General features: G+C 68.6%; 23 protein-coding genes. 12 read left to right on the top strand and 11 right to left on the bottom strand.

What is annotated here, in order from left to right; all coding sequences use genetic code 11:
* Position 1: 1 nt before the first annotated feature.
* Complete coding sequence (locus QUD34_RS06385; RefSeq protein ID WP_286355765.1) at positions 2–3,175, bottom strand: CehA/McbA family metallohydrolase domain-containing protein; 3,174 nt, start codon at positions 3,173–3,175, stop codon at positions 2–4.
* Positions 3,176–3,248: 73 nt separating this feature from the next.
* Between QUD34_RS06385 and QUD34_RS06380 the strand changes: the two genes are divergently transcribed.
* Complete coding sequence (locus tag QUD34_RS06380; protein ID WP_286355764.1) at positions 3,249–3,932, top strand: SanA/YdcF family protein; 684 nt, start codon at positions 3,249–3,251, stop codon at positions 3,930–3,932.
* On the top strand, positions 3,929–5,071 hold the full coding sequence (locus QUD34_RS06375; RefSeq protein WP_286355763.1) for a thiolase family protein: 1,143 nt from the start codon (positions 3,929–3,931) through the stop codon (positions 5,069–5,071). The genes QUD34_RS06380 and QUD34_RS06375 overlap by 4 nt, the downstream gene beginning before the upstream one ends.
* Here QUD34_RS06375 and QUD34_RS06370 read toward each other — a convergent pair.
* Complete coding sequence (locus QUD34_RS06370) at positions 5,068–7,686, bottom strand: AMP-binding protein (RefSeq protein ID WP_286355762.1); 2,619 nt, start codon at positions 7,684–7,686, stop codon at positions 5,068–5,070. The two genes, QUD34_RS06375 and QUD34_RS06370, sit on opposite strands and share 4 nt — an antisense overlap.
* A gap of 142 nt (positions 7,687–7,828) precedes the next feature.
* On the opposite strand from QUD34_RS06370, the gene QUD34_RS06365 reads away from it, so the two are divergent.
* Both QUD34_RS06365 and QUD34_RS06360 read left to right on the top strand, forming a co-directional pair.
* The gene (locus QUD34_RS06365; protein WP_286355761.1) at positions 7,829–8,560 is read left to right on the top strand and encodes an ABC transporter ATP-binding protein; all 732 of its coding nucleotides are present in this window, start codon (positions 7,829–7,831) and stop codon (positions 8,558–8,560) included.
* A gap of 25 nt (positions 8,561–8,585) precedes the next feature.
* Positions 8,586–9,254 carry a carbonic anhydrase gene (locus QUD34_RS06360; protein ID WP_286355760.1) on the top strand — a complete coding sequence of 223 codons (669 nt, stop codon included), beginning with the start codon at positions 8,586–8,588 and terminating at the stop codon, positions 9,252–9,254.
* Between the two features lie 24 nt (positions 9,255–9,278).
* Here QUD34_RS06360 and era read toward each other — a convergent pair whose 3' ends face one another.
* From era to QUD34_RS06340, 4 genes are read right to left on the bottom strand one after another with little or no spacing between them, the layout of a single operon-like run.
* Positions 9,279–10,211 (bottom strand): GTPase Era, encoded by a 933-nt coding sequence (gene era, locus QUD34_RS06355; protein WP_286355759.1) that lies wholly within the window; start codon positions 10,209–10,211, stop codon positions 9,279–9,281.
* On the bottom strand, positions 10,204–10,989 hold the full coding sequence (lpxA, locus tag QUD34_RS06350) for an acyl-ACP--UDP-N-acetylglucosamine O-acyltransferase (protein ID WP_286355758.1): 786 nt from the start codon (positions 10,987–10,989) through the stop codon (positions 10,204–10,206). Before lpxA ends, era begins: the two co-directional genes overlap by 8 nt.
* Positions 10,986–11,456: a 3-hydroxyacyl-ACP dehydratase FabZ gene (gene fabZ, locus QUD34_RS06345; protein ID WP_286355757.1), complete on the bottom strand. Its 471-nt coding sequence runs from the start codon at positions 11,454–11,456 to the stop codon at positions 10,986–10,988. The genes lpxA and fabZ overlap by 4 nt, the downstream gene beginning before the upstream one ends.
* A gap of 49 nt (positions 11,457–11,505) precedes the next feature.
* On the bottom strand, positions 11,506–13,143 hold the full coding sequence (locus tag QUD34_RS06340; protein ID WP_286355756.1) for an HD family phosphohydrolase: 1,638 nt from the start codon (positions 13,141–13,143) through the stop codon (positions 11,506–11,508).
* A gap of 55 nt (positions 13,144–13,198) precedes the next feature.
* Here QUD34_RS06340 and QUD34_RS06335 point away from each other — a divergent pair, with 55 nt between their 5' ends.
* Together QUD34_RS06335 and speD are read left to right on the top strand one after the other, a co-directional pair.
* Positions 13,199–14,470, top strand: a complete 1,272-nt coding sequence (locus tag QUD34_RS06335) for a class I SAM-dependent RNA methyltransferase (RefSeq protein WP_286355755.1) — start codon at positions 13,199–13,201, stop codon at positions 14,468–14,470.
* Positions 14,467–14,826: an adenosylmethionine decarboxylase gene (gene speD, locus QUD34_RS06330; RefSeq protein WP_286355754.1), complete on the top strand. Its 360-nt coding sequence runs from the start codon at positions 14,467–14,469 to the stop codon at positions 14,824–14,826. The genes QUD34_RS06335 and speD overlap by 4 nt, the downstream gene beginning before the upstream one ends.
* On the opposite strand, the gene QUD34_RS06325 is transcribed toward speD, so the two are convergent.
* The 4 genes from QUD34_RS06325 to QUD34_RS06310 all read right to left on the bottom strand — a co-directional run bounded on the left by QUD34_RS06325 (position 14,816) and on the right by QUD34_RS06310 (position 17,883).
* Positions 14,816–15,319: a methylated-DNA--[protein]-cysteine S-methyltransferase gene (locus tag QUD34_RS06325; RefSeq protein WP_286355753.1), complete on the bottom strand. Its 504-nt coding sequence runs from the start codon at positions 15,317–15,319 to the stop codon at positions 14,816–14,818. The genes speD and QUD34_RS06325 overlap by 11 nt on opposite strands.
* The gene (locus QUD34_RS06320; RefSeq protein ID WP_286355752.1) at positions 15,316–16,731 is read right to left on the bottom strand and encodes a DNA-3-methyladenine glycosylase 2; all 1,416 of its coding nucleotides are present in this window, start codon (positions 16,729–16,731) and stop codon (positions 15,316–15,318) included. Before QUD34_RS06320 ends, QUD34_RS06325 begins: the two co-directional genes overlap by 4 nt.
* 114 nt (positions 16,732–16,845) lie before the next feature.
* Positions 16,846–17,358 carry a methylated-DNA--[protein]-cysteine S-methyltransferase gene (locus QUD34_RS06315; protein WP_286355751.1) on the bottom strand — a complete coding sequence of 171 codons (513 nt, stop codon included), beginning with the start codon at positions 17,356–17,358 and terminating at the stop codon, positions 16,846–16,848.
* A gap of 60 nt (positions 17,359–17,418) precedes the next feature.
* Positions 17,419–17,883: a methylated-DNA--[protein]-cysteine S-methyltransferase gene (locus tag QUD34_RS06310; RefSeq protein WP_286355750.1), complete on the bottom strand. Its 465-nt coding sequence runs from the start codon at positions 17,881–17,883 to the stop codon at positions 17,419–17,421.
* A gap of 34 nt (positions 17,884–17,917) precedes the next feature.
* Between QUD34_RS06310 and QUD34_RS06305 the strand changes: the two genes are divergently transcribed.
* The 5 genes from QUD34_RS06305 (at position 17,918) to QUD34_RS06285 (ending at position 22,437) form a co-directional block, all read left to right on the top strand.
* Positions 17,918–18,727 (top strand): menaquinone biosynthetic enzyme MqnA/MqnD family protein, encoded by an 810-nt coding sequence (locus QUD34_RS06305; protein WP_286355749.1) that lies wholly within the window; start codon positions 17,918–17,920, stop codon positions 18,725–18,727.
* 61 nt (positions 18,728–18,788) lie between these two features.
* Positions 18,789–20,099, top strand: coding sequence for a Xaa-Pro dipeptidase (gene pepQ / locus QUD34_RS06300; RefSeq protein WP_286355748.1), 1,311 nt, complete (start codon positions 18,789–18,791; stop codon positions 20,097–20,099).
* Positions 20,100–20,608: 509 nt separating this feature from the next.
* Entirely contained in the window at positions 20,609–20,941 is a 333-nt protein-coding gene (locus QUD34_RS06295) for a hypothetical protein (RefSeq protein WP_286355747.1), read from the top strand.
* Between the two features lie 9 nt (positions 20,942–20,950).
* Entirely contained in the window at positions 20,951–21,625 is a 675-nt protein-coding gene (locus tag QUD34_RS06290; RefSeq protein ID WP_286355746.1) for a hypothetical protein, read from the top strand.
* Complete coding sequence (locus tag QUD34_RS06285; RefSeq protein ID WP_286355745.1) at positions 21,601–22,437, top strand: sensor histidine kinase; 837 nt, start codon at positions 21,601–21,603, stop codon at positions 22,435–22,437. Before QUD34_RS06290 ends, QUD34_RS06285 begins: the two co-directional genes overlap by 25 nt.
* Here the strand turns inward: QUD34_RS06285 and QUD34_RS06280 are convergent.
* Positions 22,434–24,023, bottom strand: coding sequence for a methyl-accepting chemotaxis protein (locus QUD34_RS06280; protein ID WP_286355744.1), 1,590 nt, complete (start codon positions 24,021–24,023; stop codon positions 22,434–22,436). The genes QUD34_RS06285 and QUD34_RS06280 overlap by 4 nt on opposite strands.
* A 150-nt stretch (positions 24,024–24,173) precedes the next feature.
* On the opposite strand from QUD34_RS06280, the gene QUD34_RS06275 reads away from it, so the two are divergent.
* Positions 24,174–26,372: a S9 family peptidase gene (locus QUD34_RS06275; protein ID WP_286355743.1), complete on the top strand. Its 2,199-nt coding sequence runs from the start codon at positions 24,174–24,176 to the stop codon at positions 26,370–26,372.
* Positions 26,373–26,412: the final 40 nt, after the last annotated feature.

The raw sequence follows: 26,412 nt of genomic DNA, 5'->3' as shown, positions 1-26,412 counted from the left end.
TCTAGAGTCCCGGAGGAGTGTACCCGCCGCCGTTCACATCCACAAAGACGGGGTTGCTGACCGCCACCGGGTAGATGCCCCTCATGATGCGGTTCCAGGGCGTCCCGGCCCGGTAGGCGCCGCTGGTCGCCAGGGGGACGCCGGCCTCGACCACCACCCAGGCATCCTTGCCCGCGGGCATGGCCAGGCCCGATACCGTGGCGGTGCGGAGGCGGAAGTCCGTGGTGGAGGGCGTGAAGCTGCTCATGGGAATGACCTGCGCCACCCCGTTCACCACCACACGGACCTCGTCCACCGGAACCCAGTCCGGGGCGTAGAGCGAGATGGAAAGGTTGACGGTGGCCGCCGGACCGGACACCAGGCCGCCGGGCCCGATGCCGTTGACCGTCACATCGAGCATGGGCCCCGTGGAAGCGACCGCCGCGCCGTTGCGCAGGGCCTCCACCAGAGGCGTGAGGGTGGTCTGGCCGAGGCTGCCGCCCAGCTTGAGGTAGGTGCGGGCCAGGCCCACGGGGGTATCGAAGCTGAAGCGCGAGGAGGAGAGTCCAAGCCCCTTGGTGAAGGCGCCGGGTCCCTGCTGCTTCAGCAGCGAGAACCAATCGGCCCGCACGGCCTTGAACTCGGCGAACCAGGCACTGGGATCGGCGGGATCGCAGCCCTCGGCCCGGATCAGCTCGAGCGCATCGAAATCGCCCTGACGCTTGCCGAGGGACACGGGACCCGTCTGGGCCCACCAGGCATTGGCGCCGCTGCCGAGCGCCACGGCGGGATCAAAGCCACGCACCGTGAACAGCCCCTGGGGGCCCCGGGGGCGGTGGACCACGGTGAAGCCGCCTTCAGCCTGGGTGATGAAATCCGCCAGGGTCCAGCCCTTGGAGGGCCGGGCTCCGCCGTTGCGATCGCCCGTGGGGGACGGCGTGAAGAGGGCCGTGACGAAGCCGTCCGAAAGGCGCGAGCTGCGGCCGCCCACCACGAAGGGATCAGCGCCGATGGGCGCGCGCTGGGCATCGGTGACGGCCAGGCTCTCGATTTCCGCGCGGAATTCGGATCTCAGCGCCGCCGGATCCGTGAGCACATCCTCTTCGGTGCGGGTCACCACCTGCACCCCTTCGGCCAGGGCCGAGCTGAGCATCTCGCCGGGGTTGAGGCCACCCGTGGTCGCCTGGGTGGGACCGGGGATGTCGAAGCTGGTCCAGCCCGTGGGCAGGGGGGAAGGCAGGGCCACGAAGCCGTGGGAAATGTCCTGCTGTCCGTCGAACGATTTCACCGGCAGCACATCCAGATAGGACAGCGGTCCCCGGGTGCCGTAGGCGAGGTAGTCGCCCGCAGGGAAATAGGCCGCCGCCGCCCCGGAGGGGTAGCTGAAGGCGGATCCGAAGACCTCGTTCCCGGCGGTGTACTGGTAGGCGGCGATGTTGGCGCTCAGGAGCACCTTGCCCTTGTAGATCTGATCGTAGTAGCTGGCCATGCGCCGGATGCGCTGCATGTGGGGATCGGGGACGCCGCCCAGACCGGCGAAGGTGATCCGGAGCGGATTGAGGCCCGCGAATTCCAGCGTTCCCGCCTGGCGAACGGAGAACCCGTGGACCATCTGCTTCTGCTTGGTCACATTGCCCGAGGCGTCCACGATTTCGCCCCGCTCGGGGGTCAGGCTCTCCGCCAAGTGCCAGCCCTGGCTCTTGGAGGGCGTGATGGGCGTGGCCAGGTAGGGTCGGTTGGCATCCAGGATGTTGGTGCCGAGGTAGAGCGTGTGGCTCTGCAGGGCGTTGGCCGCCGTGATTCGGTAGGGCTGGTTCTGTCCCGCCACCCGGACATCCGGCACCGCCGGCAGCAGGATCGCGAGCGGCGGGCTGCTGACGGGGATGTCGCTGGGCTCCCGCCACTCCACCCGCTCCAGCACCCAATGGGAGGGATCGGCATCCGTGGCCGGATCCACGGCGGGGTTCGTGCCTGTATAGCGCTCGAACCGGAATTCCGTCTGGATGGGGCCGCCGCGCAGGGCGGTGCCGAAGGTATCGAAGGCCAGGATTCCGAAATCCCCACCGCGGAGCCCGCTCCGGGCCTGGGCCATCTCGTTGAAGACCACGGTGCCCTGGCTGGGGTAGAAGGGATGCGGAGCCAGGCCCTGGCTGGTGAGGACCACATCGGGTCCGCCCAGCGCGTACAGGCGCCGCCGGTAGGTCAGTGTCTGGCCCGCAGGCAGGCTCGCCGCCGCGGGACTGCCCACGACCAGGCGGCCCGGGAACACGGGGCGAAGTTCGGTCAGGGCATGCTGGGGATCCGAAGCCACCAGGACCTGGTCCACATCCAGGGGCAGGATGCCCAGGGAGGCATGCGAATCCAGGGTGCTGCCGGCCGATTCGGCGCCCACGAGGGCCACCATCGGCGCGACGACGCTGCTGGTCAGCGGGGCCGTGAAGTCGGATCCAGGGATTTCCGCGCCCCAACTGCTGAGCGGCGCTCCGCTGAAGGTGGACACGGCCGGCACCACGAGACGGAAGCCGCCGCCGCGCTGGGAGAGGAAATCCCCAAGGCTGCGGATCGGGAGGGCCGAGGTGCCGTTGTTGCTGAGGGTGGTCTCCAGGGTGAAGAAGGTCTCGCCCTGGTTGAGGCGGATGCGGTGGAGAACGGTCACGCCCGATACCCGGCTCTGGCCGTCCGTGGCCACGCCGAGCTTGCCTTTGGGATCCAGCAGGTAGCCCTGCATCTCGAGGTTCACCGAGTTCACGCCGGTGCCGGGGGAGTACCGATCGAAGACCAGCGGCAGATCGGGATCCTGGTTGACCACCGGGCCGAGGCGCTCCACCAGGTCCGTGGGCATGGACACCCGCTTGAAGCTCTGGTCGAGGGAGATGGTCCCCACATCGAGGATGGCCCCGCCTGAAGCGGCGCCGAACTGGCCTTCCCGGTCCCCGAAAGCCGCCCCGTCCACCGCGAGCTGGACGGCGTCGTTGCCCAGGTAGAAGTCGCCGGGTCCGGAGGTGGCCTTCAGTCCCTGGATGCGGTCGCCGCCGGAAGCGGGGATCTCCTCCACAGCCACCGTGGGACGGGACACGCCGGTCGCCCGGAAACAACCCGTCGCACCCGCGGCCAGGATCAGGGCCAGCGGCGCCAGGATCAGGGGCGCGCGGCGGGGGGCCCGGCGGGACGGGAAGACAACGGGGGCAAGGCTCATGTTCATCAAGGCGTCTCGTTCGGGCGGGAGGTCCATGGGTCTAAGGCGGACGAAAGGTCTATGCTAACTCACGATGCCGATCTCCGCCTTCCTTCATCGCTGCTGGCTGCACCGATGGGCCCTGCTGCTGGCCCTGGCGCTCCCTCTCCTGGGAGACTTGCTCTGGACCCTCGGAAGGTTCCCGGCCATGCATCACCAGCAGATCTACCGGGCCGACGCCCTTCCGCCCGTGGGCGGCCCCGTCTTGGTGCTGGGGGCCGGCGTGTACGGGGACGGTGAGCCCACCTCCATCCTGGAGGGCCGGCTCCGCACGGCCCTGGAACTCTACCGCTCCGGCAAGATCCGCTGGTTCCTGGTCTCCGGCGACAACCGCCATCCCTCCTACAATGAACCCCAGGCCATGCGCCGCTGGCTCGTGAAGCAGGGCGTCCCCCCGACCCACATCGTCAGCGACTACGCCGGGCTCCGGACCTGGGACAGCCTGAGGCGCGCCCAAGTGGTCTTCGGGCAGCCGCAGGTGGTCATCGTCACCTCGGATTTCCACCTGGCCCGGGCGCTCTATCTGGCGGATCGCATGGGCCTCCAGGCCTGGGGGGTGCCCGCTTCCACGGAGGACCGCCCCGTCGGGAACCGGCTCCGCTACTGGATCCGGGAGTACATCGCCCGGCACCGGGCGCTCTGGGATGCCTGGTTCCCCCCCGACGCCCGCCTGGGCCCCCGGGAACCGACGCCCGATGATTGGGATCCGCCCAAGTGAGGGCACCCCATGACCTTCTGATCCTCGCTGCGGGTCGGCTGCACCAGGGACGCTACGGCGGCAGCCTGGCGGGCCTGGGCGCGGTGGGCCTCGGCCTGACGGCCCTGGAGGGCCTGCTGGCCCAGGGGCCCCTGCCCCGGCCCGGAAACCTGATCTGGGGCATGGCCCGCAGCCACACCCAGGGCATGAACCCCGCCCGCACCCTGGTTCTGAAGGCGGGTCTGCCCCACGACACACCGGCCTTCACGATCAACATGGCCTGCGGCTCCAGCCTCCAGGCCCTCATTCTCGCCGCCCAGCGCCTGAAGGACGGGGCCGGAGCCCCCATCCTCGCCGGGGGGAGCGAAGCCATGTCCGATACGCCGCACCTCGTGCCGGGTCTGCGTTGGGGATTTCGAATGGGCCACCGCCAGCTGCCCGATGTCATGCATCAGGACGGCCTGCGCTGCCCCGTCACCGGCTTGCTCATGGGCGAGACCATCGAGCGGCTGGCCGCGAAGCGGGACATCTCCCGACTCGAGGCCGATGCCTGGGCCGCCGACAGCCACCACCGCGCGGCGGCCGCGGACACCCGCGCGGAGCTCCTGCCCCATCCGGCCCTGGATCACGACGAATCCATCCGGCCGGACATCTCGATCGAAGCGCTGGCGCGGCTGGCGCCGGTCTTCGCACCCCAGGGCCAGGTCACCGCCGGGAATGCCTCGGCCCTTTCGGATGGCGCCGCGGCCCTGCTCGTGGCCCGGCGGGACCAGGCGGGCGGAGCCCCGCCCCTGGCGCGGATCCTGGGCTGGAGCGAGGCCGGGGTGGATCCCCTCGACATGGGTGAAGCTCCCGTCCCGGCCGTCCAACGGCTACTCGCAGCCCAGGGGCTGGCCGTCTCCGACATCCACCTCTGGGAGCTGAACGAGGCCTTCTCCGCCCAGCTCCTGGTCTGCCAGCGGCAGCTCGGCATCCCCCCGGAGCGCCTGAATGTGGCCGGGGGCGGCGTGGCCCTGGGACACCCCATCGGCGCCACCGGGGCCCGCATCGTCGTCACCCTGATCCACCAGCTGAAAGCCCGCGGCGGCGGGCTGGGCGTGGCCACGCTGGGCATCGGCGGCGGGCTGGGCCTGGCGCTCTTGATCGAAGTGGAACCCTAGACTTCAGCCTCGGCCAGCAGTGCCTTCAGGGCCCGGTAATCGGTCTTGCCCGTGCCCAGGGTCGGGATCTGGTCGATCTGGCGGACGGCACGGATGTTGTGCAGCGACGAGAGGCCTGCGGCCCGGATGGCCGCGTTGGCCTCGTCGCGGGCGATCCCGGAGACCGAGAAGAGGACCAGGTCGGGATTGAGCTCCTCCACGCCGGCTTCCACCGCGAGAAGCGGCTCGGTTTCATCCTCGCCCAGGAAGCGCTGCGAAAGGGCCTCTTCGATGGCCGGCAGGGAGACCATCTCGCCGCCGAGCTTCACGAAGCGCTTGAGGCGGCCCGCGAAGACCAGGACGCCACGGTCCTGGCGGACCAGGTCCCCCGTCCGGTACCAGTCGCGACCCTCGAAGCTTTCGAAAGGCGACTCCACATCGGGGTTCAGGTACCCGGAGAAGATGCTGGGCCCACGCACCAGCAGCATGCCCGGCTGTCCCGGCTCGGCCCGGCGACCCGTCTCCAGGTCCACGATGGCCCACTCGACGGAGACCAGCGGCTTGCCGATGCTGCCGTTCCGCGGATCATCCTCCCGGTTCACCGACACCACGGGCGAACATTCCGTGATGCCGTAGCCCTCCAGAACCGTGGTCTTCGGCCAGCGGCGCGCCAGGGTCGCGTAGATCTGCTCGGAACATTTCTCGGCCCCGGAGACCACGATCCGCAGGGATTCCAGGTGTCTGTCCTCCGCCACGCGGATGATGCCCCCGAGGAAGGTGGGCGTCCCCACCAGCAGGGTGGCGTGGTAGGCCTCGATGATGCGGGCCAGCATCCTCCCCTCGGTGGGGTTGGGGTGGTAGACCACGCGCAGGCCCAGCAGAAGCGGAAGGATGGTGGTGGTGGTGAGCCCGAAGGCGTGGAAGGGCGGCAGGCAGCCCATCACCCGCTCGTCCTGGCGGAAATGGAGGGCCTGTGCGGCATCCCGGATGTTCGCCAGGATGTTCCCGTGGGTGAGCGGCACGGCCTTGGGATGGCTTTCGCTGCCGCTGGTGAACAGCACGGCGGCGGTTTCCGGGGGCTTGGCCCCCTGCAGGGAGGTCCAGTTGAAGCGGGCGCGGAAGGCCGCGGCCAGCTTCGTGGCGAGGGATATCTTCTTCCCGGCTTCGTCGAGCAGCAGCAGCCGGTGCTTCACCGCCGAGAGGTCCACGCCCTGGGCATCCAGGCGGCTGACCAGCGTGGAGACGGTGACCACCTGCTTGACCCCCACGAGATCCAGGCCGTACCCCATGCTCCGGGCCCCGGCCGTCCAGTTCACCAGCACCGGGGTCTTGCCCGCGAAGAGCAGGGCCAGGTACAGGATGCTGGCGCCCCCGGAGGCAGGCAGCATGAGGCCCACATGGCTGCCCTCCAACCCCTCGAAGATGGGCTTGAGGACCATGATGGCCGTGAGGACATCCCGGTAGGTCTTCACGCCGCCCAACTGATCCGCCAGCGCCACGCGGCCGGGATTGCGGCGGGCCTGCTTCAGGAACACCTCGGTGATGGTGTCGCCATCCGGCATGTCGATGGGAAGGTCCGTGGGGGAGTGGAACCAGGCGTGGGGCACGGCCTTGAGCTCGCCCTGGCGGAGCGACACCGCGGCCCCCGTGGCGGCGAGCAGGAGGTCGCCCACGGTCTGGAGCGAGGCGGGATCGCTGCAGGGATAGCCGTAGGCCCGCTGGAGCCACAGTTCCAGCTCCCGGTGGCCCAGGGCATCGAGGCCCAGGTCCCGCACCAGGTGTTGGGGGTCCTGAATGTCCGTCTGGCCCGTGACGGCCTGGAGGTGGCGACGCACGGCATCGCGCACCTGGGGAGGCACGGCGCGGGGATTCCCCTCCACCCGAGGCCGAGGGGGCTCCGGGAGGATGCGGGGTTCGTGGTTCTTCCACACGAGGTAGGGCACGAAGAGCCGAGGGGCGGCGTCGGCATTCAGCCGGGCCTCCAGGGCGCGATTGACCGCCTGCCTTCCTTCGGCCAGCGGCAGGTCGCGGACCTCCTCGAAGGCCACCTGGACATCGCGCTTGGGCATGAAGAACAGTGCGTTGGCCGCGAGGTACCCCAACCCCTTCAGCAGTTCCAATCCGATGGAGGGGCGTCGGCCCGAGGCGGCGCTGAACCGGCTGCCCCAAAGCCCCCGCAGGCGGATCACCACCACCCGGGCCCCGGGAGCCTGGCGGAGAATCGACGCCACCGTGCTGTTGTCGGCGAGGTCCTCGACCTTCTGGCGGGCCAGGCGGGCCCCCGGGAACAGGATGAGGTTGCCGCCCGAGGTCAGGTGCCCGGCCAGGGCGGTCAGTTCCTGGTCCAGGACCTGGCGGGTCCGGTCCCCGTGGTCCGCGGGATCCGGCAGGGGGCGGAAGCCCAGCAGCCGGGCCAGCCAGCGCAGAGGAGCCGAGGCCGCGTGGTCCCGGCCGGCCACCAGGATCGGCGCGAAGCGGCCATGGAGGGCCGTCACCAGCAGAAAGGGGTCCACCAGGGTCGGGTGGGAGGCCAGGAAGAGGACGCCTGGTCTCCCGGGAACGGGCAGGGACTCCGCCCCCTCGAACTGGATTCGATAGCGCAGCCGCAACAGCGGCCGACCCAGGGCTCGGATCAAGGGGGCGATCATCGTGAATGGAACCTACATGCTAAATGCGGACGAGTTCTGGATTGTAGCGGGAATCCCGACGGGACCCTAAACCCCTCCGGGGACATCTGCGAAGATAACGCAGGGCCGTCAGCGGCCCTTCGAGGATCCCATGACCGATGCTCCCCTGATCCGGCTCACCGACATCACCAAGGTCTACCAGATGGGAGACATGGAAGTGCGCGCCCTGGATGGCGTCTCCATGGAGATCCACCGCGGCGAGTATGTGGCCATCATGGGACCCTCCGGTTCCGGCAAGTCCACCATGATGAATGTCATCGGCTGCCTGGACACGCCCACCACCGGCACCTACGAGCTGAACGGCAAGCTGGCCTCGGCCATGACGGATGACAACCTGGCCCAGATCCGCAACGAGGAGATCGGCTTCGTCTTCCAGACCTTCAACCTGCTGGCCCGCACCACCTCCCTGCAGAATGTGGAGCTGCCTCTAATCTATGCGGGCAAGACGCCCGTCGAGCGGCACCAGATGGCCCTGAAGGCCCTGGAGAATGTCGGCCTGGGCACCCGCAGCGATCACATGCCCAACCAGCTGTCCGGCGGCCAGCGGCAGCGCGTGGCCATCGCCCGGGCCCTGGTGAACAATCCGTCCATCCTCCTGGCCGACGAGCCGACGGGTGCCCTCGATTCCAAGACCAGCATCGAGATCATGGCCCTCTTCGAGGATCTGTACCAGAAGGGCAACACCATCATCCTCGTCACCCACGAGGAGGACATCGCCCGGCATGCCCACCGGATCGTGAAGCTGCGCGACGGCAAGATCATCCATGACGAGCCGAACACCCCCATCACCTCCGAAGAGCACATGGCCCACTTGAGCCTCTGAGCCTGACCTCCGGTAGAATGGTCGGATGCAGAAGCTCGTCCAAGGCATCCACCAGTTCCAGACCCAGATCTTCAGTTCCCACAAAGAGCTTTTCGAGCGGCTGGACAAGGACCAGGCGCCCGAAACGCTCTTCATCACCTGCTCGGACTCGCGCATCAGCCCGAACCTGATCACGCAGACCCAGCCAGGCGAGCTGTTCATCCTGCGCAATGTGGGCAACCTCGTGCCCCCGTACGAACACATGGGCGGCATGAGCGCGGGCATCGAATTCGCCGTCACCGTGCTCCAGGTGAAGGACATCATCGTCTGCGGCCACTCCAACTGCGGCGCCATGAAGGCCCTGCTGGAGCCGGACCAGCTGGGCGAGCTGCCGGCCACCAAGGCCTGGCTGGCCCACGCCCGGAAGACGGAGCAAATCATGTGGCAGAGCTACGGCCACCTCGAGGGGAACCAGCTCCTCCACGCCACCGTCGAGGAGAACGCCCTCGTCCAGCTGGAGAACCTCCGCACGCACCCCTCCGTGGCCAAGGCCATGGCCAGCGGGATGCTGCATCTCCACGCATGGGTCTACAAGATCGAGACCGGCGAAGTCTTCGCCTTCGATCCGGAACGGGGCCAATACACCTCCGTCACGGGTACTGCGGGCCTGGAACCCCTGGCCCCGGAACACCGCGCCACGGACCTGTCGATCTAGGCGGCCAGCGGCTCGCCACCCGTTTCAGATCGAGAGCCGGTCCAGCCGCTCGGGCCGGTCCCGCCAGCCCTCATCGACCTTGACGAAGAGCTCCAGCCGCACGGGGCGCTGGAGTAGCTTCTTCAGCTCGCGCTGGGCGCTCTGGCGGATGTCCTTGATCATCTCACCGCCGCTGCCCAGGAGGATCTTGCGGTGCCCATCGCGGTCCACCAGGATGCGCGCGGCGATGAAGACGCCCTCGGGACCCAGATCCTCGGGGTAATCCTCCTGGCCCGCCTCCAGCCACTGTTCGATGAGCACGGCCACGCCATGGGGCACTTCCTCGCGGGTCTTGCGCAGCACCTTCTCCCGGATGAACTCCGAGGCCAGGGACCGCTCGGTCTGGTCCGTGAAGACCTCTTCACCATAGGGCCAGCCGGGCTGGGTCGCATCCCGCTCCAGAATCGTCCAGAGCGGATCGAGGTTCAGGCCCATCTTGGCGCCGATGGGGACGATCTCCTTGAAGGGCAGCAGATCCTTGTAGGTGGCGATCTTCTCCAGCAGGCGGCCCTTGGACAGCAGGTCGATCTTGTTCAGCAGCAGGTAGGTCGGCCGGCCCAGCTTGCGCAGGCGCTTGGCCAGGGCATGTTCCCCGGTGCCCAGGTAGTCGTCCGCATCCACCACCCAGAGGAGCATGTCGGCTTCCTCGAGGGCCTGGTCCACATGGGCCATCATGCGTTCGTTGAGGGCGTGCTTGGGCAGGTGGATGCCCGGCGTATCGAGGAAGGCCAGCTGCACCTCGCCGCGGTCCATGACTCCCAGCACCTTGGTGCGGGTGGTCTGGGGGATCTGGCTGGTGGCCGCCAGCTTCTGCCCCAGCAGGGCATTCAGCAGGGTGGACTTGCCGGCATTGGGGAGGCCGATGATGGCGAGGGTCGCGTGGCGCCGGTTCGGGCCCGTGCCGGAGGGTTCAGCCACGATGCACGCCCCGCTTGGCCTCGCGAATGAACTTGAGGAGATAGGCCACCTCGGCGATGTGGCCCACTTCCCGCTCCGTCTGGGCCATGGCCTCCTCCCGGAGCAGACCCGCGTGGAACAACAGCCGGTGGGCCCTCTTCAGGCCCTCCACCACCTCGAGGGAGAATCCCTTGCGCTGCAGGCCGATGGTGTTCACGCCGTAGCTCTTGGTGTCGCGGGCGCCCGCCGTCTTCATGAAGGGCAGCACATCCTGGGTGGCCACGGTGAAGCCGCCCATGAAGGCGTGATCGCCCACGCGGCAGAACTGGTGGACGGCGGAGAAGGCGCCGATGTTGCAGCCGTCGCCCACCTCGACATGACCCGCCAGGGTCGCGGAGTTGGCGAAGATGTTCTTGCTGCCCACATGGCAGTCGTGGGCGATGTGGGAGCCCGTCATCAGGAAGTTGTCATCAGCCAGGGTGGTCAGGCCGCCGCCGCCCTCGGTGCCGCGGTGCAGGGTGCAGCCCTCGCGGATCACATTCCGGTGGCCCACCTGCAGGCGCGTGGGGGCACCCTTGAACTTCAGGTCCTGGGGACCCATGCCCAGCGTGGCGTGGGGATAGATGTCGTTGTCTTCGCCGATCTCGGTGTGCGGGCCGATGACCACATGGCTGCGGAGCTGCGTCCGTGCGCCGAGGACGGCGTTGCCTTCGATGACGCAGAAGGGGCCGACGACCACGCCCTCGCCCAGCCGGGCCTCCGGGCTCACCACGCTGCTCGGATGGATCTGAGCGCTCATTTACCTTCCCCTTCAGCCAGGTCCATCAGCATGGACATGAATTCAGCCTCGGCCACCTTCTGGCCATCCACGAAGGCCTCGCCCCGCATTTTGCAGATGCGGCCCTTGAACTGGATCACCTTCACTTCCATGACCATCTGGTCACCGGGAAGCACCGGCTTGCGGAACTTCACGGCATCGATGCCCATGAAATAGATCACCTTCCGGGCCCGGTCCTCGAACTCCCGCATGAGCAGGCAGCCGCCGGTCTGGGCCATGGCCTCCACGATGTAGACACCCGGATAGACCGGCCGGCTGGGGAAGTGGCCCTGGAGGACCCCCTCGTTGAAGCTGATGTTCTTCAGGCCCTTGATCCACTGCTTGGGCTCGAAGTCGAGAATCCGGTCCACCAGCAGCATCGGGTAGCGGTGGGGCAGCAGGTCCATGATCCCCTGCAGATCGATGGTGCGCGGTTCGTGTTCGGGCATGGGCACTCCAATCTTCTAGCCTACCGCCTCCGGGCCCGGGCCTCCAGCCTCACGGTTTCCGAGCCGTCCGCTCGAAGATCCGGGCCTCGACGAAGAGGTCCAGGAGGCCGCGGTCCAGGGCCCCGTCCCGGGCCTCGTCGTCCAGGATCGCCAGGCTGCGTTCCAGGGGCACGGCACCCTTGTAGGGCCGGTCCTGGGCCGTGAGGGCATCGAAGACATCGGCGATGGCCATGGCCCGGCTCTGGACCGGAATGTCCGGTTCCATCAGCTTCCGGGGATAGCCCCGGCCGCTCAGCCGCTCGTGGTGGGCATAGGCGATGTCGGGGATGCCCGCCAGGTCGCGGGTCCAGGGGATGCGCTCCAGGAAGCGGAAGGTGTGGGTGACATGGCTTTCGATCTCGAGCCGTTCCGCCTCGGACAGACTGCCCTTGCGGATGCGGAGGCTGGCCACATCCGCCGGGGCCACCACCGTGCGGGACTCGCCGCTCCAGTGGGTGAAGGTGAGGCTTTCCAGCAGGCCCAGCCCCTCGGCCACCTCCTGGCTCAGCACCGTGGGCTCGTTGCTCTGGCGCACCAGGTGGATGAGCCGCTCGGACTCGGCCTGGCGGTCCTGGAGGGTCCGCTCCCACAGCTCGAAACTCCCCCCGCCCTTCCAGGCCTTGGCCAGGGTCTCGAGAGCCGCTTCCAATTCCCGCTGGCGCAGCCGCTGGAGGATGATCTCCAGCTGGCTCGGATCGAGCTTCTTGGCCTTCACCAGGACCTGCTCGCGGACGCCCACCTTCCCGAAATCGTGCAGGAGGCTCGCATAGCGCAGCTCCCGCAGCTGCCGATCCGAGAACGACAGGCCCCCGAAAGGCCCGTTGGGCGTGGCGTTGACCGCTTCCGCGAGCCCCACGGTGAGGTCCGCCACCCGGCCCGAATGGCCGCTGGTGACGGGATCCCGGGCCTCGATGGCAGTCACGGAAGCGGCCACGAACCCTTCGAAGAGCCGCTCGATCTCCTCCCGGAGCTGGGCGTTCTTCACGGCCACCGCCGCCTGCCCCGCCAGGCTCTGGGCCAGCCTCTGATCCGCCGTGGAGAAGGCGACTGTCCTCCCGTCTTCATCCAGGCGGTTGAGGAGCTGCAGAACCCCCAGCACCTGCCCTTCCGTATCGAGCATGGGCACCACCAGGGCCGAAGTGGTGTGGTATCCCGCCTGACGGTCGAAACTGTCGTTGAAGCGGTAGGGGGCCTCGACCGGAATCCGATAGACATCCGGGAGGTTCAGGCTCTCCCTGCTGAGGGCGACGAACCCGGCCAGGGTGCCCCGCGAGATGGGCATCGCCACCCGGTGGAAGGGCAGGCTGACGCGGGCGTTCTGGGTGTGGGCGAACAGCAGCTCCGGGTCGTCCTCCGCGCCGGTGAGCAGGTAGATGGAGCCGGCTTCGGCCATCAGCAGTTCCCGGGCCTTGGTCAGGATCAGATCCAGCAGGCGATCCAGGTTCTGCTCCGAAGCCAGGGCCCGGCCCACCTCGTGGAGCCGCTCCATGTCGCGCCGGTCCTGCAGGCGGGCCCAGGCCGCCCGGACCAGGGCCTCCGCCGCCTCCAGACCGGGCCAGGCCTCGCAGTCCGCGAAAATCCCGTCGCCCGGTACGCCCAGGACCACATCGGCGGGGCCGGCATCCTGGAAGGCCAGCGCACGGCGCATCTCCCCGCCAGTGCGGTCCAGGAGGGTGTTACGGTGCTCAGGGGGGACGGCCACCGTGAATCGCAAGGCGGAATCAAGCTCCAAAAAAACGAAGACGAAGGTGCCGCCAGCATATCGGAATTCCCCTGCCCCGACCGAAAGCTGGCAAGGCCCCGTCGAGCGGCTCGCCTGGGGCGGCAAGGGCGTGGGCCGGGCGGCGGACGGGCGCCTGCTGCTACTGGAGGCCCCCCTGGCCCTCTTTCCGGGCGAGGTGGTCGAGGCCACCGTCATCTGGAAGGCCCGCCACGGCGAGGGCCGTGTCACCCGCTGGATCACCCGGGACCCCCGCCGGACCGTGGCGGCGTGCCCGGTCGCCGGATCCTGCGGCGGTTGCGACCTCTGGGAGGCCGGGCGCCACGCCCCCGATCTCAAGCGGCAGATGGTGGCCGACCTCCTGCGCCGCCAGCTGGGCGAAGGCGTCGCCTGGGACTGGCGTCCCGCCCCGGAGGAGGCCCGCCGCCACCGCATCCAGCTGCACTGGGACGGCACGGAGCTCGGCTATTTCCGGCGCCACAGCCACACGCTCGTGCCGGTGGCCGCCTGCCCCGCCGCCGCCGAGCCCCTGTCCCTGGCCATTCCACGACTGAAGGAGGCCCTGATCGGGCGCGTCCTCACGACCCGCCCAGGCCGCTGGGAGCTGTCCACGGGCACCCCTGCCGGGACGATCCTCGCGACGGACGAGCGGGGCCGGTCCTGGTGCCTCGAACCCGATGGCTGGCACCGCAGCGAGGAGCCCCTGCGGCATCAGCTGCGCGGAATCGCGCTTCGGCACGAGCCCGGGGCCTTCTTCCAGGTGAGCCCCCCCTGGGCGGCCGAGGCCTTCGGCGGCCTGCTGGAAGCCTGGGGTGTGAAGGGCCGCACCCTCTACGATCTCTACGGGGGCGTCGGCCTCTTCTCCGCCCTGCTCGGCAAGCAGTTCGACCGGCGCGTGCTGGTGGAATCAGGCGAGGCGGCGGTGGCCTGGGCCCGGCGCAACCTGGAGTCCCTGGGTCTGCCCTCGGACTGCCTGGTGGGCGATGTGGCCGCCTGGGTGCCCGAAGGGCTGGGCCACTCGGAGGATGTGATCCTGCTCGATCCGCCCCGGGCCGGTCTCGAACCGGAACTCAGCGGCCGCCTCTGCACCGCCGGGGCCGGCACGCTGGTGCTGGTGGGCTGCGACGGCGCCGCCTTCTGCCGCGATGTGAAGCGCCTCGGAGAGGCCTGGGACCTGGAGAAGGTGGCTGTGCTCGACCTCTTCCCCCTCACCAGCCATGTGGAGTGCGTGGCGCTGATGACCAAGCGCCCATGAGCGCGCTGGGCCACCACCTGCTCGTGGAGTTCACGGGTTGCGAGGCCGCGGTCCTGGCCGACCTGGATCGGGTCACCGCCGCCATGCTGGAGGCCGCCCGCGTCTCCGGCGCCACCATCGTCACCCACAGCTTCCACCACTTCAGCCCCCACGGCGTCAGCGGCGCGGTGATCATCGCGGAAAGCCACCTGGCCATCCACACCTGGCCCGAATACGGATTCGCCGCCGTCGATTTCTTCAGCTGCGGCGGCGTGGACATGAATCGCGGCCTGGCCTGCCTGAAGGCGGCCTTCGACGCCCAGGCGGAAACCCGGCTCGAGCTGGAACGAGGCCCCCTCCGGACGGTCAGTCCCTGATCGCCCCCTCCAGGCGCAACAGCCGCTCCTTCATGGCCAAGCCGCCGGCATAACCCGTCAGCGTGCCATTGGCGCCGATCACGCGGTGGCACGGGACGAGGATCGACACGGGGTTGGCGCCGTTGGCCCGCCCCACGGCCCGGCTGAGGTTGGCATCGCCGAGCTCCGCCGCCAGCTGCCCGTAGCTGCGGGTCTCGCCGAAGGGGATGCGCTGGAGGGCCCCCCAAACCCGCTGCTCGAAGGCGCTGCCGTGGAGGCGAAACGGCACCTCGAAGGCCGTCCTCCGCCCGGCGGCGTAGGCTTCCAGCTGGTCCCGGAGGCGGTCCACCGAGCTCGCCTCCGGATGCGCGACGGGATCCAGGCGCGCGAGCTTCGCCAGCAGCGGGGCCCGGAACTCATGCCCGGCGAAGCCCAGGTAGAGGACGGCCCCCTTGGCGTCGAAGGCCGCCTGCACGGGCCCGAGGGAGGTGTCGATCCGGTGGATTCCGTTCATGCGGGGGTTCCCTTCAGGCTGGACCAGAGGTGGAAGGTGGCGAGGCTGCGGTGGGGGGCGAAGGGCGCCATGAGTCGTTGCGTCCCGGCGGCATCCGGCCGCGCCTCCAGCCGGAACCAGCGCTGGAGGGCCAGGGTGAGTCCCGCGTCGCCCACGGGCACGCAGTCGCGGAAGCCGAGGCCCCGCATCAGCACATACTGGGCCGTCCAGGGACCGCAGCCCCGCAGGGCGAGCAGGTCCCTGGAGGCGCCGGTGGCGGTGGCCCGTGCCTCCAGCCGCAGCCGGCCCGCGGCCACCTCGCCTGCGGCGTGGAGCAGATACTCGGCCTTGCGTCGGGAGAACCTCAGGGCCAGCAGGTCTTCGGGCTGCAGTGCGGAGATCTGGGCGGCATCAGGATGGGCGAAGAGCCCTTCCGCCGCCGGCGTCCCGGCCCGCCGGATCAGGTCGCGCCGCAGGGCGTAGGCGAAGGCCAGGTTCACCTGCTGGCCCAGAATGGCCCACACCAGCGCCTCGAAAGCGTCCAGCGTGAGCAGCACCCGCAGACCCTCTCGCCCCCGGGCCAGGTCCGGATGCGCCGCCTCGAAGACCGCAGGTTCCTCCTGCCATCCCAGCAGCCGGAGCGCGGCCCCATGGGCCTGGGCCATGGCCGTGGGCCCCCCGGCTCCCTTGAGCGACACTTCGACGGTGCCCGCGGCGAAGGTCAGGACGAGGACAGAGGCCCGGCCTTCGCACAGGAAGGCCTTGACGAGGCGCGGCCCCTCCACCCGCTCGGACACACTGGCCGCGTCCCGGCCGTGGAAGCGCAGCACATCCTCCACGCGGAGCCCCGCGGGTTGCGGAAGCGTGAAGCCGTCGGAGCCCAGCATGGTGCGGTAGGCGCCGGGGCTGAGGCCCGTCTGCCGGCGGAAGGCCTCATGGAACCCCGAGGCGCTTTCGTAGCCCGATCCGAAGGCCAGGTCGGCCAGGTCCCCCTGGCCTGCCGTGAGCCGGGCACAGGCCGCCTGGATGCGGATCCGCTGGAGAAAGGTCGCAGGCTGCACCTGGGCGTGATCCCGGAACAGGGTCTTCAGCTTGGTGAGGCCCACGCCGGCGGCCTCGGCCAGGGCCTCCACCTCGGGGAAGGCCGCCGGATCCGCCGCGGCCTGCGCCATGGCGTCCTCCAACCGGGCCAGGTCGGCGTCTTCTCCCCGATAGAAGGCATCAGGCCGGCATCGCTTGCAGGGCCGGAGGCCCGCCGCATGGGCCGCCGCTTCATCCGCAAAGAAGCGCACATTGCGGGCCAGAGGCTTGCGAGCCGGGCAGGAGGGCAGGCAGTAGATCCCGGTGGTGAGGACACCCGTGAGCACCCGCCCGTCGAAGGAAGCGTCCTTCGCCAGGATCCGTTCGTAGAGGTGCTCATCCGACCAGCGCATGGATCCATGCTAGGAGCCCATGCGGGGGAAATCCTCCGATGGGCGGCGCCGGAATTTTTTCCTCCGCGCCCTCTGGATCATCTCTGCGTCCTCTGGGTTCCGCCTTTCTGTTTCCTAATCCCACTCCAAGGGCAGGGCCGGCTGGGGCGGGGCCTTGGGCAGCACGCCCTCCAGGCGGAGCAGGAACTCCTTCATGTCCAGGCCCCCGGCATAGCCCACCAGGGAGCCATCCGATCCGATCACGCGATGGCAGGGGATGAGGATGGCGATGGGGTTGGCGCCGTTGGCGCGGGCCGCCGCGCGGATGCATTTCTCGTCCCCAAGGCGCCGGGCCAGTTCCAGGTACGAGATGGCCTGGCCGTAGGGGATCTTCTGCAGTTCCTTCCAGACCCGCCGCTGGAAATCCGTGCCATCGGCCACCATGGGGATGTTGAAATCCCGCAGGTTCCCCGAAAAGTAGGCCTCCAGCTGCCGCTTCAGGTAGGGCAGGCTCCTCGGCGCGGGCCCTTCGGGCTGGAGGGGTGGCCGCCCATGCAAACGCACCAGGTGGATCAGGCGCCCTTCCCCATCGAAGGCCGCGCCCAGATCTCCCAGGGGTGTGGACAGCGGATGGAAGGACCCGTTCATGGGCACCAGAATGGCAGAATCAGGAGACTTAGGTGCAGATCCCGCACCATCGGACCAAAGCTAGGGCCGCCGCCACCCCATGCCCGTTTCCAGATCCCGCAGCGCCCTGGGCAGGGGGCCCTCCCCCGGCAGCAGCACCCGGTGCGTGGGCACGAGCAGGGCGATGGGATTGGCAGCGCAGGCCATGATGATCAGATCCTCCTCCAGGCTCAGCCAGGCCGCCAGATCGGCGGGCTGCCGGGATTGGCCGTAGGGGATCGTCCGGACCGTGTCCCAGACGCGGAGTTCCAGGGCCGTGCCCTGGGGATCGACAGGAATGGTGAAGGTCCGCAGGGTGCCGGCCAGGTAGGCCTCCAGCTGCCGATCCAGGAAACGCTTGGCTTCGCGCTGCTCCTTGGGCGGCAGGGGGCTGGTCTTGCGGGGATCAAGACCTTCCACCGCCAGCTCCCGCAGCCGTCCCCGGCCGTCGAAGGCGGCTCGCATCGGCCCCATCGGGGTATTCAGCTCGTAATGCCAGAGGACCATCAGGGAATCATCGCAGGGTCGGTAGACTGTTTCCATGGTCACCGAACCTTTCCGCCTGTCCATCATCGACTACTTGAACGCCGCCCCCCTCAACCACGGATTCAAGCACGGCCTCGGCTGGGAGCACTTCCACCTGAAATTCCACTATCCCTCGGCCTGCGCCGACCGCCTCCGGTCCGGCGAGGTGGATGCGGGCATCGTCAGCTCCATCGAATACCTGCGGATCCCGGACCTCCTCATCGTGCCGGGCCTCTGCATCGCCTCCCCGAAACGCGTCCGCAGCGTGGTGATCCTCTCCAAGGTGCCTCCGGAGCAGATCCGCAGCCTCGCCCTGGATACCTCCAGCCGGACCAGCGTGGTGCTGGGACAGCTCATCCTCCGGGAGCGCTACGGCGTGAGTCCCGAGATCACGGACATGGGCCCCGACCTGCCGGCCATGCTCGAGGCGCACGATGCCGCCCTGATGATCGGGGATTCCGCCATGCGGGCCCCCCGCCAGGGGCTCTTCGTCCTGGATCTGGCCGAGGAGTGGCATGCCTGGACCGGCCTGCCCTTCGTCTTCGCCCTGTGGCTGGTCCGGAAGAACGCCCCGCAGCTGCCCGTGCCCGGCGGGGTGGCCTCCTTCTTCCACCGGAGCTACGAGATCGGCCAGGCCCAGCTGCCCGCCATCATCGAAGAGGCCCGCCGCACCATCGGCTGGACCAAGATCGAACTGCACGAGTACCTCACGGAAAACATCAGCTACACCCTGGGCGAAGCCGAGCGGGAAAGCCTCGCCCTCTTCTTCGAGAAGGCCGTGCGCCACGGCTTTGCGCCCGAGGAGAAACCGCTGCGGTTTCTCTGATCGCCCGCCATTCTGATCATCGGGCCACCCGAGCGCCCGATCCCCCACCCCAAGGACCCCCATGACCGATCTCGCCGCTCTCTACCTCACTCACATCGCCGAGCGCCAGCGCACCGCCGCCGAGGCCCTGGCCGAGACGGGCTTCGATGCCCTGGTGATCTCCAGCGGGAAGGTCTACACGCACTTCGCCGACGATCAGGACGCCCCCTTCCACCCCGTCCCCCACTTCGCCCACTGGTGCCCCGTGGCGGGACCGCACCACCTCCTCGTGATCCGTCCCGGCCAGAAGCCGCGGCTCATCCGCTACGCTCCCGAGGATTTCTGGTACGAGCAGGCCCCCCTGGGGAATCCCTTCTGGGCGTCGGCCTTCGAGCTCGAAGAGGCGGGCACGGTCGACGAGGTCTGGAAACTCCTGGGAAGCCCCGCCCGGGCGGCCTACATCGGCAATGAGACCGACCGCGCGGAAGCGGCCGGCCTCGAGGTCAATCCGGCCGGACTCACGGCCCGTCTGGACTGGCACCGCACCACCAAGTCGAGCTATGAGGTCCAATGCATCGAGGAGGCCACGGTGCTGGCCGCCCGGGGCCACCTGGCCGCCAAGGCCGCCTTCCTGGCCGGAGCCAGCGAGCTCGAGATCCACCACGCCTATGTCCAGGCCGTGGGCATCGTGGATCATGAGCTGCCCTATGGCAGCATCGTGGCCCTCAACGAGAAGGGCGCCACGCTCCACTACGAGGGCAAGCGCACCCTGAAGAACGGCTTCGTCATGCTCATCGACGCCGGCGCCCAGGTCCGCGGCTATGCCTCCGACATCACCCGCACCGTGGCCGCGCCCCACTGCGACAGCCGCTTCGCGGCCCTGGTGGATGGCATGGAGAAGATCGAGCTCCAGCTCTGCGACCTGGTGAAGCCGGGGCTGCCCTACGGCGATCTTCATCATCAGGGGCACCTGGCCATCGCGGGTCTGCTGAAGGATCACGGCCTCCTGAACGCGAGCCCCGAGGAGGCCGTGGAGAAGGGCTACAGCCGTCCCTTCTTCCCCCACGGCCTGGGCCATCACCTGGGCATCCAGGTACACGATGTGGCCGGCCGGCAGGGCGGACCGGACGGCACGGTCGCGCCCCCGCCAGCCCAGCACCCCACCCTGCGCACCACCCGCACCATCGATGCGGGGCAGGTCTTCACCGTGGAACCGGGCCTCTACTTCATTCCCATGCTGCTCCGTCCCTTCCGCGCGGGCGAGGACCGGGCGAAGTTCAATTGGACGCTCATCGATGAGCTCACCCCCTGCGGCGGGATCCGCATCGAGGACAACCTGCTGGTCACCGCCGACGGACACCGCAACCTCACCCGACCGCATCTCCCCAACTGAGCTGCGGATTCGGACTACCCCCCGATCGCACAGCGCCCCGCGCTGTGCTCCCACTCAGCCTCCGGCTTCGCGGAGGGGGCCCCGTTGCATCGAGGACAACCTGCTGGTGACCGCCGACGGACATCGCAACCTCACCCGACCGCATCTCCCCAACTGAGCTGCGGATCCGGACTACCCCCCGATCGCACAGCGCCCCGCGCTGTGCTCCCACTCAGCCTCCGGCTTCGCGGAGGGGGCCCCGTTGCATCGAGGGCAACCTGCTGGTGACCGCCGAGGGACATCGCAACCTCACCCGGCCGCATCTGCCCAACTGATCGGGAACCTCCACCCACCGATCCCCCAGGGCGGATAAAAACGAGTTCACCTTCGCCAACCGTGCGTCAACAGGGCAGTTCCTGTGGTTTCGATTCCGCAGTTCTGCCTTGTGGCTCGGCCTGCCTTCGGGTCTGATGGGAAGACTCCGCCATGTCCATGTCCGGCCCCATCCCCCCGTTTCGAGGAGCGTCTCCGTGTCTGCCGAGGCTTTCGATCCCACCCGCGACCATCGCATCAGCCGAGAGGAGGCCGCCGGCCTGGTCCTGGCTTTTCAGGCCGGAGCCGGCCCCGGAACCCACTATGCCTCCGCCTTCAACCGCAGCGCCTTCGAGCAGCTCCTGGCCCAACCCGGGGCCGCCGGCATCCGCATCTACCGGGCTCAGCACGAAGACGGATCGCCCACGATGGTATTGGTGGCGGTGGACCCGGAGGGCGTGGACCTCGATGCGCCGGCATGCGTCTTTGCCCAGAACTCCCACGACTGCCCACCCGACTGCGCCGGCTCGCGCCTGTCGAAGTTTCCCTGATCCCGGCCCATGGATGCCAAAACCGTTCATCGATGGATTCTCCACTACATCATCGATCCATCCATCCTGGCGCCGATGGCCGCCTATGCCTGGAGCCGGTTCCGCGGCGGGTACCAGCGGCCGCCCTGGCTTCGCCCGTTCCTCCGCGTCCAAGTCCTTGATCTGATCCAGGGCGTGATCTTCATCGCCATCGCCATGGCGCACCACAACAACCAGTGGTTCCGCCACATCGTCCAGCCCATCATCTTCACCGGCCTCCTCTGGACGCTCGCCAGGACGGCCGAGGAAGGCGCCCGGCGCACGCGCCTCTACCTCGTCTGCATCGGGGTCGGGCTCGCCGCGGCGGTGACGGGCGTCTTCGTGAATGGCCTGCTGTGGCGCAACGCGCTGTTCATGACGACTCAGAGCCTCATCTACATGGGCGTGGGAACCTACGAACTCCGGCGGCTCTTCAACTCCGAGGACGACCGGTCCCTGCCGGACCGGCCTGAGTTCTGGTTGGCCGCCGCGCTCCTGATCTACGGATCCTCGGCCCTGATCTTCAGCGCCACTTCCAACTACCTCCTCCGCACCCTCTCGGCCCAGATGGTCCGCGTTCCCTGGATCGTGAACGGGATCGTGATCGTCTGCTACGAGCTCGCCCTGGCCAAGGTGTTCCTATGCAGGAAGTCCACCTCCTCCTGATCTTCGGCCTCGCGACGATCGTCGTGATGCTGCTCAGCTGGCTCGCGCTCTTCAGCGTGGTCCAGGGGAAGAACCGCGTCCTCCAGGAACAGAAGAAGGCCCTCGAAGGGGAGCGGCGACTCCGGCGGGCCCAGGAAGCCTTCACCGACAACGCGCACCATGAGCTGCGCACGCCGGTGCAGATCCTCTCCGGCCACCTGCAGATGCTCGGCGACCTGGATCCCACGCCCGGACAGGCGGTCCTTCTCGGTCAGGCCCAGCGGGCCGCCACCCAGCTGAGCCATCTCGTGCAGAGCCTCCTGGATCTCTCCAGCCTGGGCCAGGGAACCCTCGCCCTCCGTCCAACCCTCACGGACCTCGGAGACCACCTGACCGGCTTGGCCCACCGCGCCGAAGCGGATGCCCGCGCCAAGGGACTGGCGATGCAAGTGGCCCTGGACCCCCTGCCCCATCCCCTCCTCTGCGATGCGGCGCGGCTCACCCAGGCCCTGGAGGCCCTGTTAGACAACGCCGTCGGTTTCTCGGACCGCGGAACCATCAGCTTCCGGATGGCAGCCCGACCCCAAGGGCGCAGCTGGCAGCTGCGCTTCGAGATTGAGGACCAGGGTCCCGGCCTGCCCCTCGACTGGGAGCGGCTGATGAAACCCTTCGAACAGGAGGAGCAGAGCCTCCGCCGCCGCCGTGGCGGACTGGGCATCGGGCTGCCCCTGGCCGCGGGCCTCATCGAGCGCCTGGGCGGACGCATCGGATTCCAGCCCCTCACCACCGGCACCCTGGCCTGGGTAGAAATCCCGCTGAAGGAAGAAGCCTAGAGCCGGAAGCTGTCCGCAAGGGCCCGGAGGCCTTCGGCCACCTGGGCGAGGTCCTCGGAGGTCTTGGCGATCTCCTTCACGGTGGCCGCCAGTTCATGCGTGGCGGTGGCGTTCTGGGCGAGGCCGAGACTGGTCTGATCCATCATCCGCGTGACCTCTGCGCTGGTGCCGGCCTGGCCGCGCGCGAAAGTGCCGATCTGGGAGACGCGACTGGCCACTTCCTGGATGCGTTCCCGAATGGCCTCCAGGCTTTGCATGGTGCCCTGCACGCTCGTGACGCCTCCTGACACGGCCTCCTGGGCACGCTGGATGAGTTCTTCGATCTCCTTGGCGGAGGTGCGGCTCCGCTCGGCCAGCTTCCGCACTTCTTCGGCCACGACGGCAAACCCCTTCCCCATGGACCCGGCCTTGGCCGCCTCGATGGCGGCGTTCAGCGAAAGCAGGTTGGTCTGCCGGGCGATCTCCTGGATGACCCGCACCGCCTGGACGATCTGGGCCGTGGCCCCCTGGATCTCCCCCATGCCCCGCACGGCGGCTTCGCCGGTCTCAGCGCTGCGCACCGTTTCCGCTACGGCCGCGGCACCCTCTTTGCCGCCCTCTTCGCTGTGCTTCGCGACCAGGCCCGATTCCTCGGCCAGCCCGGCCATGGCCCGGGCCACGCGTTCGCCGGCCAACTTCAACTCTTCGCTGACCTTGGCGATCTCGTCCACGGCACGGGTCATCTCTTCGGAACTGGCGGCCAATTCCGTGCTGCCCGAGGCCACGCGGCTCGAGAAACCCGAGATCTCCAGCACCCGGCCTCGGAGTTCCGCGTTGTAGGCGTTGAAGGCCTTGGCGGCCTCCCCGATCTCATCGCTGGTATCGATGCGGATCTCCCGGGTGAGATCGCTGTTCCTCAGGCCGTCCACGAGTTCACCCAGGGGCCGGGACATGCGACGGGCGAGGTTCCGGACCACGAAGAAAAGCACGCCTGAGAGGGCCAGCAGCCCACCCAGGATGGACCAGGTGAAGCCCCGCACCTGGGCTTGGAGGTCGTCGATGTAGACACCGGTGCCGATGTTCCAGCCCCATGGCTCGAAGGACTTCACATAGTTCAGCTTCGGATATACGCCTTCCACGCCGGGTTTGCCGAACCAGATCTGCAGGAATCCGCCCTGAGGTTGGCGTCCCAGTTGGCGCAGTTCCATGTAGATCCGCGTTCCCTGTTTGTCGGTGTAGTCATCCACCAGCTTGCCCTCCATCTCGGGACGGATGGGCACGGTGACGATGCGGGGTTCCTGGGTGAAGACATAGAAGTAGTTGCCTCCGGCAAAGCGAATGGTTTTGATCTGGGCGATGGCCCTGCGCTGAGCTTCCTCCCGGGAAATGACGCCCGCCGCCGCCTCTCCCTCCTGCGCCGCCAGGAGTCCCAGGGCTGTTTCCGTGAGGCTCCGGAGCTCGGCCTTCCGGGCGTCCAGGATGCCCTTCTCCACCGCGGGCACCAGCAACAGCCAGGAGGCGAAGAACACGATCACCAGCGGGCCCAGACCCACCAGCAGGATCTTTCCGGCCAGCGACTGCGGTTTCATCCGATCCAGGAATGCCATGGATTCACCTCGCCTAATTGATCGTCCTATTTCCACTCCTTATCGAAAGGAGGCCCCCGCCTCTCAATTCCTGATCCCTACCGAGATGGTCCACCCGGCCCTCCAAAGAGCCTCGCTTTGCGATATACCTAGGGGTCCCCCGGAGCCACCATGTCCGTCCGCGCCCTCCTGGCCAGCCTGATCCTCGCCGCCTCCCTGCTGGGCCAGACCCCGGGCCGAATCCCGGGCCAATTCCCGGAAGGAGCCCCCGGCCAGCTCACGCTCGAAGCCATCGCCCATCCCACGAAGAAGGTGACCTACGCCGGCATGCCCACCACACGCCTGGACTGGCTGCCGGATGGGGCTCTCGTGCAGACGCGACGCGAAGGGGACCAGGTGACCCTCCTGCGGGTGGATCCTGCCACCTGGGCATCGACGCCCCTGCTCGAGGCGGGCCGCCTCCAGGCCGCCCTGGTCGCCGCCGGAGCCGCCGACCTCGCCGCCAAGGCCGCCCTCGGACGCGGGGGGTTCATCTGGAATGAGGAACGGAGCGCCTTCCTGCTCGAGGCTGCCGGCGACCTCTTCCAGGTGGAGGTGAAGGCTGCCAGGGCCAAGCGCATCGCGAGCGGGAAGGTCGACGAGCCCACCTTCAGCCCCGATGGCCGGCAGGTGGCCTATCTCCGCGGCAACGACCTCTACCGGGCCGAGGTGGCCACGGGCCGGGAGACCCGGCTGACCACCGGCGGCAGCGAGACGGTGTTCAACGGCCGCCTGGACTGGGTGTACCAGGAGGAGGTCTACGGCCGCGGCAGCTTCAGGGCCTTCTGGTGGGCGCCGGATTCCAGACGCATCGCCTACCTGCAGCTGGACGAGACCAAAGTGCCGGTCTTCACCCTCATGGACGACCGCCACCAGCCCCAGAAGGCCCAGGCCGCCCGCTATCCCAAGGCCGGGGACCCCAATCCCGTCGCCCGCCTGGGCGTGGTGGAGCTGGATGGACGAACCGCCTGGATGGAGGACCCCTATCCCGGACAGGAGACGCTCATCGTGCAGGTGGGCTGGGATCCCCTGGGACACCTGCTCGCTATTCACCAGGACCGCATCCAGAGCTGGCTGGACCTGCGCCGCTACGAAGCGACCGGCTCGAAACGGCTCCTCCACGAGAACGGCCTCGCCTGGCAGGAGCGGCTGCCGCTGCCCCATTTCCTGCCGGATGGCGGCTTCCTCTGGGAATCGGGCCGCACCGGCCATCACCATGTCTATCGCTACGGGAAAGACGGAAACCTGGCCGGCGCCGTCACCGCCGGGGACTGGGATGTCAAACGCGTGCACGGCGTGGATGCCAAGACTGGCCACCTCTACTTCGACGCCACGGAGCGCAGCCCCATCGGCCTGGACGCCTATCGCATCGGCCTCGATGGCAAGGGGCTTGGGCGCCTCACGGAGCGGCCGGGCACCCACCGCGCCAGGTTCAACCCAGCCTTCACGGCCTTCCTCGATGTCTGGAGCGATGTCCAGACGCCGCCTCAGCAGGCCCTGCACGATGGGTCCGGAAAGCAGCTGCGCCTCATCGACGCCAACCCCAGCGAGGCCTGGAAGGCCCTGAAGCGCGGCAAGGTCAGCTTCCAGCAGGTGAAGACCCGGGACGGCTTCCCCATGGAGACCATGCTGGTGCTGCCTCCCGGGTTCGATCCCTCCCGGCGCTACCCCGTCTTCCAGGAGATCTACGGGGGGCCGGCGACGCCCACGGTTCGCAATGCCTGGGGCCGGGACATGCTCTGGTACCAGTTCCTCGCCCAGCAGGGCATCGTCGTCTGGGCCTGCGACAACCGCAGCGCCTCGGCCAAGGGACTGGCCAGCGCCTACGGCATCCACCGCAACCTCGGGGCGCAGGAACTCCAGGACCAGCTCGACGGCCACGCATGGCTGAAGCAGCAGGGCTGGGCCGACCTGGACCGGCTCTGCCTGGATGGCTGGAGCTACGGCGGCTTCATGGTCACCTACGCCCTCACCCACAGCAAAGCCTGGAAGCTGGGCATCGCCGGGGCGCCCGTGACGGACTGGCGCCTCTACGACAGCATCTACACCGAGCGCTACATGGGCCTGCCCTCCGACAACAAGGCCGGCTACGAAGCCAGCTCCGTGGTGAAGGCGGCCGGGAACCTGTCGGGCAGGCTGCTGCTGCTGCATGGAACGCTGGATGACAATGTGCACCCCCAGAACAGCGTGATGCTGATCGATGCCCTCCAGAAGGCGGGCCACCCGGTGCAGCTCGTGCTGCTGCCGGGCTCTGACCATGTGCCCCGCGCCCCCCAGCATGCCTGGGCGCGCTTCCAGGCCATGTGGGACTTCATCTCGAAGAACCTGTAGGCTCTTTGTAGTCTCCAGTCTTCAGTCTTCAACATTTAGT

Source organism: Geothrix oryzae (genome assembly GCF_030295385.1).
GTDB classification, from domain to species: domain Bacteria; phylum Acidobacteriota; class Holophagae; order Holophagales; family Holophagaceae; genus Geothrix; species Geothrix oryzae.
The sequence above is the reverse complement of the archived record's forward strand: the minus strand, read 5'-3'. Positions and strand labels throughout refer to the sequence as shown.